Annotated in this window: 8 protein-coding genes; 1 reads left to right on the forward strand and 7 read right to left on the reverse strand. The window is 47.9% G+C overall.

What is annotated here, in order from left to right; genetic code table 11:
* The coding region (locus BLW59_RS16900) for a transposase (RefSeq protein ID WP_139283611.1) at positions 1–225 on the forward strand (225 nt) is incomplete at its 5' end.
* A gap of 93 nt (positions 226–318) precedes the next feature.
* On the opposite strand, the gene BLW59_RS16905 is transcribed toward BLW59_RS16900, so the two are convergent.
* The 7 genes from BLW59_RS16905 to BLW59_RS16935 form a co-directional block, all read right to left on the reverse strand.
* Positions 319–999 (reverse strand): hypothetical protein, encoded by a 681-nt coding sequence (locus tag BLW59_RS16905; protein WP_074699022.1) that lies wholly within the window; start codon positions 997–999, stop codon positions 319–321.
* Positions 1,000–1,052: 53 nt separating this feature from the next.
* Positions 1,053–2,216 (reverse strand): ParB/RepB/Spo0J family partition protein, encoded by a 1,164-nt coding sequence (locus tag BLW59_RS16910; protein ID WP_074699024.1) that lies wholly within the window; start codon positions 2,214–2,216, stop codon positions 1,053–1,055.
* A gap of 5 nt (positions 2,217–2,221) precedes the next feature.
* Positions 2,222–2,974 carry a ParA family protein gene (locus BLW59_RS16915; protein WP_074699025.1) on the reverse strand — a complete coding sequence of 251 codons (753 nt, stop codon included), beginning with the start codon at positions 2,972–2,974 and terminating at the stop codon, positions 2,222–2,224.
* Entirely contained in the window at positions 2,971–3,279 is a 309-nt protein-coding gene (locus BLW59_RS16920) for a helix-turn-helix domain-containing protein (protein ID WP_074699027.1), read from the reverse strand. Before BLW59_RS16920 ends, BLW59_RS16915 begins: the two co-directional genes overlap by 4 nt.
* Positions 3,272–3,640 carry a hypothetical protein gene (locus BLW59_RS16925; RefSeq protein ID WP_074699029.1) on the reverse strand — a complete coding sequence of 123 codons (369 nt, stop codon included), beginning with the start codon at positions 3,638–3,640 and terminating at the stop codon, positions 3,272–3,274. Before BLW59_RS16925 ends, BLW59_RS16920 begins: the two co-directional genes overlap by 8 nt.
* Positions 3,641–3,801: 161 nt before the next feature.
* Positions 3,802–4,692, reverse strand: a complete 891-nt coding sequence (locus BLW59_RS16930; protein ID WP_175463499.1) for a helix-turn-helix domain-containing protein — start codon at positions 4,690–4,692, stop codon at positions 3,802–3,804.
* A 202-nt stretch (positions 4,693–4,894) separates the two neighbouring features.
* A partial coding sequence (locus tag BLW59_RS16935) for an IS3 family transposase (protein ID WP_139283672.1) occupies positions 4,895–5,141 on the reverse strand: 247 nt, incomplete at its 5' end.

Consider the following 5,141-nt stretch of genomic DNA (forward strand, 5'->3'; position numbering starts at 1 on the left):
GAACTCAGGCGACTTATCTATACCACCAATACCATAGAAGGCTTCAACCGCCAGCTCCGCAAGGTGACGAAATCCAAGTCCGTATTTCCGACAGATGACAGCTTGCTGAAAATGCTCTACCTTGCCATGATGGACATAACGAAGAAATGGACAGGCCGCCGCCAGGATTGGAGCATTATCCATGCCCAGCTGGCCGTCTATTATGAAGACAGGCTTCCGGAATAAAAAATCTGCACGTTCAAGGATTTCTTGACGTGCAGAGAGAAATATGGTTGGTATTAGTGACAAGGGCTTAAACCTCTTGTTTTAATAACAATTTTACATCACGATATGGAGTTTACACAGAATTTGGGACAGCCTCGAATACCCCGTCAGGTCAGCCAGCTCCGCCAGGTTCATATCCACATGAGACAAGCGAGCCTTAACCACCATAGCCTTTATAGAATCATCCTGGGAATCGGTATATTCCTCCATTCCCTGCTGCAAGCGCAAATACCTGTCCCTCAGGCCACATAACCGCCTGAGGGATTCTTCATCTGCCTCCTTCCCATACTTCTCCAAAAACCCTATATTGTGATCCAGCACCCTGACCAGCACTGAGACCTTGCGATGAGACCAGATATCCCGCTCCGGCAGCTCATAATTCATCAGCTGTGCCACATCCTCCAGAAACTTGTCCCGCCAGCGCTGAAGCCCATTTACAGTGATATGCAGCCTACAGCTCAGAGAAGTGAAACTGCGCCTTAGCTTATACTTATCCCTGAGGAAAATCTTCTCCTCATGTCTGGCTTCAGCAATCACAGCGCCAACTATCATATCACTGCACTCCCGGCACAAAAGCCGCATCTGCAATTTCTTTAGGCTCCTGCTGTCAGGATTTTTCCTGTACAGTTCCTTCAGCATCTCCTCCTGTTCCTCTGCCAGTTCATCACCTCTGTAGTACCGCTCTATTGCATGCCTGGCCAGGTATAGCCTGACCTTCGGTGTTGCTTTTCTCATAACCAAATCCCTTCCGGGGAGGATGTTAATAATTAACATCCTCCCCTTTCCTGCTACATACCCATTTTTCTTGATTCAGTCTCTATCAGCCATTCGCACGGCTTTGTTCCCATCCGACAACCACCAGCGCCATTTTCAAATCTGCAGCCGTTGCATGGAGCATCACTGGCATCATGCCGTCCCTCGCAGTAGCTCATGAGCCTGTCCACACTTGCCATCAGCTGCTTACCCTCAGATGTCCTATACGTAGATGCAGTATTGGTTTCCTGAGGAGTATCTTCAGTCATCACTGCCTCAGCTACAGTCTCAGGCTCCTCGTTTGGACTGTCCTCATCCTCCGTGTCCTGATGGTCCCCCATGACTTCCAGCCCTTCGCCAACTTCTACCTCCACAGTGCCACAATCATTTTCTTCCACTGGGCTTTCGTTCTCAAAAAGGTTCTGTGCTTCTGCCCCTTTTGGGTTCCCTGGTTCCTCAGATACAGCGAATAGTTCCGCCTTCCTGACCCTGATGCTCTTCACAGTAATTTCCTGACCGACCAGAGATTCCATCAAAGTACGCTGATCACTCTCGCTCAGATTTGTCAGTTCATAAGCAGCCGTCTCCTTCATCTCTCCCCTGTCTACCATTTCCAGATACTCAGGCAATACGTTTCTCATAGCCGTGAGCCGTTGCAAACTGCTGTCTGTCATGCACAAGAACTTGGCCAGATATGACCGAAAGGGACCAGTCACAATCCCTCCGGCATAATCCTCATCATAGTCTTTCCGCAGGAGGTTGCCTATGGTCTCCACCTCATGAATTTTTTCCTCCATGCTTCGGTATTCTCTCTGCCCAAGATTAGATGCACTGAGCCATAGCAGTTCCATCTCCTCTGCAGTCTTATTACCCACTGCAGAGAATGACACTACCGAGCAGGGAAGCCTGGAAGGTACATTGGCGCCTTCCTCCAAAAGCTCCAGTACCGCCAGACGGCGACGATGCCCAGCTACCACCATGTATTTACCCATACCCACCGACTTCACCGTCAGTTCCTCGACCTTACCTGTGGTACGTATGAGATTCTTCAAACGGTCAATATTTCTCATAGCGTAGAAATTATTAGGGTTTGGCACCAAGTCATGCACATCAATGTCAATGTGACGCTCTACAGATACACCTTCCTGTCCCTTATTTTTCATAAGCTTTTCCAGAAAGCCAGCTGGCTGCTTTTTCATATTCCTCACGCTCCCAGCAAATAATCCGTGAACTCAATCATATCCCGTGCAAACTTGCACCGGGGAGAGTATTCAAAAATCGTCTCCAGCCTGTTGGTAGCCGTCTTCACCCTGATTCCACCATCGGTCTTATGGAGCTTCACAGGCAACACCTCTGTTACTTTCCTAAGCTCCGCCACAACCGACAGGGATTCACCATCCCCAGCAAACATGTTGATGACAGTCCCACGATAGCTAATACGTGGATTAAGCTTCTGAGCATCCTCAATGCAATTTAGCATTTGGCGAACACCGTTTACACTGAAGAAATCCGTAGTGCTCACTATTACCACCTCGTCAGAAGCAACTAGGCTGGTCACAACGGATGCGTTTATCTGGGGAGGATTGTCTATCAAGCAGATGTCATAATCCTCACCTACGCAGTCCAAAGCGTTCTTCAGCAGCCACTCCTTGCCAGACTTATCCATCTCCCTGATTTCTACATTGGCATCCGCCAGGCTGAAATCTGCCCTGATGAGGTCTATATTCTCATACCTGGTATGCTCCACTGCATCAGAGGCCGGTACACGCTCCAAAAGCACATCAGCCAACGTATGTTCACCCTTGCCCTCGAAAAACTGAGATACATTCCCCTGCTCGTCATTATCTACCACCAGCACCCTGGCTCCATAACGCTCCCTCAGGACATATGCCATATTAGCCACCACGGTGGTCTTGCCAACGCCGCCCTTCTTGTTGATAAAAGCTATAATCCTCATTGCGATTCCTCCTGTCTGTTTACGTAATAGCCCGCACGTTCTTCAAGCACTTGCAACCGAGCTTCAATCTCCTTGATAACTGTGGACTCTCTCAGAACACCATCAGTTACACCCAGCAAGTAGCACATATCCACCTTGTAATAGTTCATCAGGATTCTATAGATTTCCGAAGAATTGGGCACACTCTCGCCACGCTCCCATCGGGATATTGTGCTATGTCCTATGCCGGTAGCCTTCTCCACATCCATCAAAGTAAGGCCTCTGTTCTTACGCAAGCTCCGTATCCGCTCTCCGAAATCAGGCATTTGCCCCTCCTGGCCACATAAGCCCCTCAAGCTCGTCTGCCACATTACGCAGATAGCCGATGAACTCCAGTCCCTTCTGACGTTCCTCATAGCTGAACCGATAAATTTGTATCTCTTTTGAGATAAGCTCCAGATACCCTGTAGAGACTGCCTGATACTCCGTTATCTGCTTTATGAGTGAGGTTACCTCTCCGTATGTCAGTGCATCCTCCAGTAACTTGCACTTCTCCTCCAGTTTCTTGGTTCTCTGCTCATTTTCTGCACTTTTCTTTACAACGGCCTCATATTCAGCCGGGGGTATCTCCCAGATCTTGATGACCCGGGGTTCCACATCCTTATATTTGCACTTGCCTGACTGCACGAGCTTATCCCTCCGCTTTCTTTCCCACACGAGCCATATACACCTGATAAAAAGGATTGTCCTCGCTAATCTGCGCCTGAGGTTTGTTCCTGTCAGCCTCAAGCATCTTCCTGATAGCCTCCTGCTCCCTAGCCACTTCATCGTGTTTTACTTTGGCCTTCTCAGCAGCTAAATTGGAATAGCCGATTTTTCAGCGCAGCATTGAGCCATCCCCCAGGATTATCAACTTGCCCCCGCTTCACCGCATAGCCCAGATTATCCAGCTGAGTCTTCACTGCTTCTTTGCCATATCTCTTCACAAAGAAGAGCACCGTCTTCCTATCAACCTGAATTGACTCCCCTTGAACCATCAAAGCCTTGATTTCATCATCAACAACAACAGCAGTTTGCTTTGCCTCCTGGACATGCGTCATAGTAACGTTTAAGATCTCCCCGGCAGAACTAAACCCGCCGTTCTTGATATTTACCTTATCTATATCTGCTGTTGTTGTATTCTTGTACTGTTTAAGACTGGTGTTGTTGCTGTTTGTAGTATTAGCCCCCTCTTGGGAGCCCATAAACCTTTCAGCCACCGAGACTCGTGTCTCCTCCTCCGTGGCGGAATTATCCGTACACGGTTTCTCCGTGGCCGATTTTTCCGTGCACGGTTTTTCCTGCCACGGCTCCTGAGTGTCCGATTCCTCCGTGGCGGAAATTTTACGCTGCGGGCCATTCACCAGTTCGGACACTGCTGGAATCTTGATATTGATGGTATATAGATTGCTGGAGAACCTATTGCCCTCACCTCGCTGCTGTCTGACACTCACATAGCCACGATCAATCAGTTCCTTCAGATAACTGTTGTAAGTATCCCGGCTAATATTCAGATCCCTGCATATAGTGTCTCTCTTCGGGAACACATTATGGCCATACACACATAAATAACAGTACAGCCCCTTAGCTCCTATCTTTATCGTCCTGTCCCTCATGACACGCTTGCCGACCACGCCATAGCCCTGGTCAAGCACACTGCCCTCATAGGCTTTAAGACGATCATCTTTTTTCTCGTCCATTTTCATCCTCGACTTTCACAATTTTAAAAAACATCGTGCATTCCGAGGATTAATATGCTAAAATAGCAATTAACTTCATGTTGCTTTTTAATAAACAATTAATCCCCGAAGACCTGACTTGACCTCCTGAACTGCTCCCCGTCAAGAGGACAATAAAAAAATATAAGAATTCTTTGGTCGGCAGATTCGTCTGCCGGCCTTTTTATGCGACTAAATACAAGGTGTGTTTCTCTATTGGTGTCAAGATACCAAGGTTACGTTGAACACGTTTGTGGTTGTAATAATGAATGTATGCTTCTATCGAATGTATAAGTTCACGCTGGCTGGTAAAACGTCTGCCATAGTACATCTCCCGCTTAAGTATGCCCCAAAATCCTTCCATGGGCCCGTTATCAATGCAGTGGGCTACACGAGACATGCTTTGCGTCATTCCCTGTTTTTCTAATTTG

The organism is Selenomonas sp. KH1T6 (genome assembly GCF_900108415.1).
Taxonomy (GTDB): Bacteria; Bacillota; Negativicutes; order Selenomonadales; family Selenomonadaceae; genus Selenomonas_B; species Selenomonas_B ruminantium_A.

Coding starts and splice junctions, on each gene's coding strand:
- BLW59_RS16920 (WP_074699027.1), bottom strand. CDS start 3,279: ATGCCTGATTTCGGAGAGCGGATACGGAGCTTGCGTAAGAACAGAGGC.
- BLW59_RS16915 (WP_074699025.1), bottom strand. CDS start 2,974: ATGAGGATTATAGCTTTTATCAACAAGAAGGGCGGCGTTGGCAAGACC.
- BLW59_RS16910 (WP_074699024.1), bottom strand. CDS start 2,216: ATGAAAAAGCAGCCAGCTGGCTTTCTGGAAAAGCTTATGAAAAATAAG.
- BLW59_RS16905 (WP_074699022.1), bottom strand. CDS start 999: ATGAGAAAAGCAACACCGAAGGTCAGGCTATACCTGGCCAGGCATGCA.
- BLW59_RS16930 (WP_175463499.1), bottom strand. CDS start 4,692: ATGGACGAGAAAAAAGATGATCGTCTTAAAGCCTATGAGGGCAGTGTG.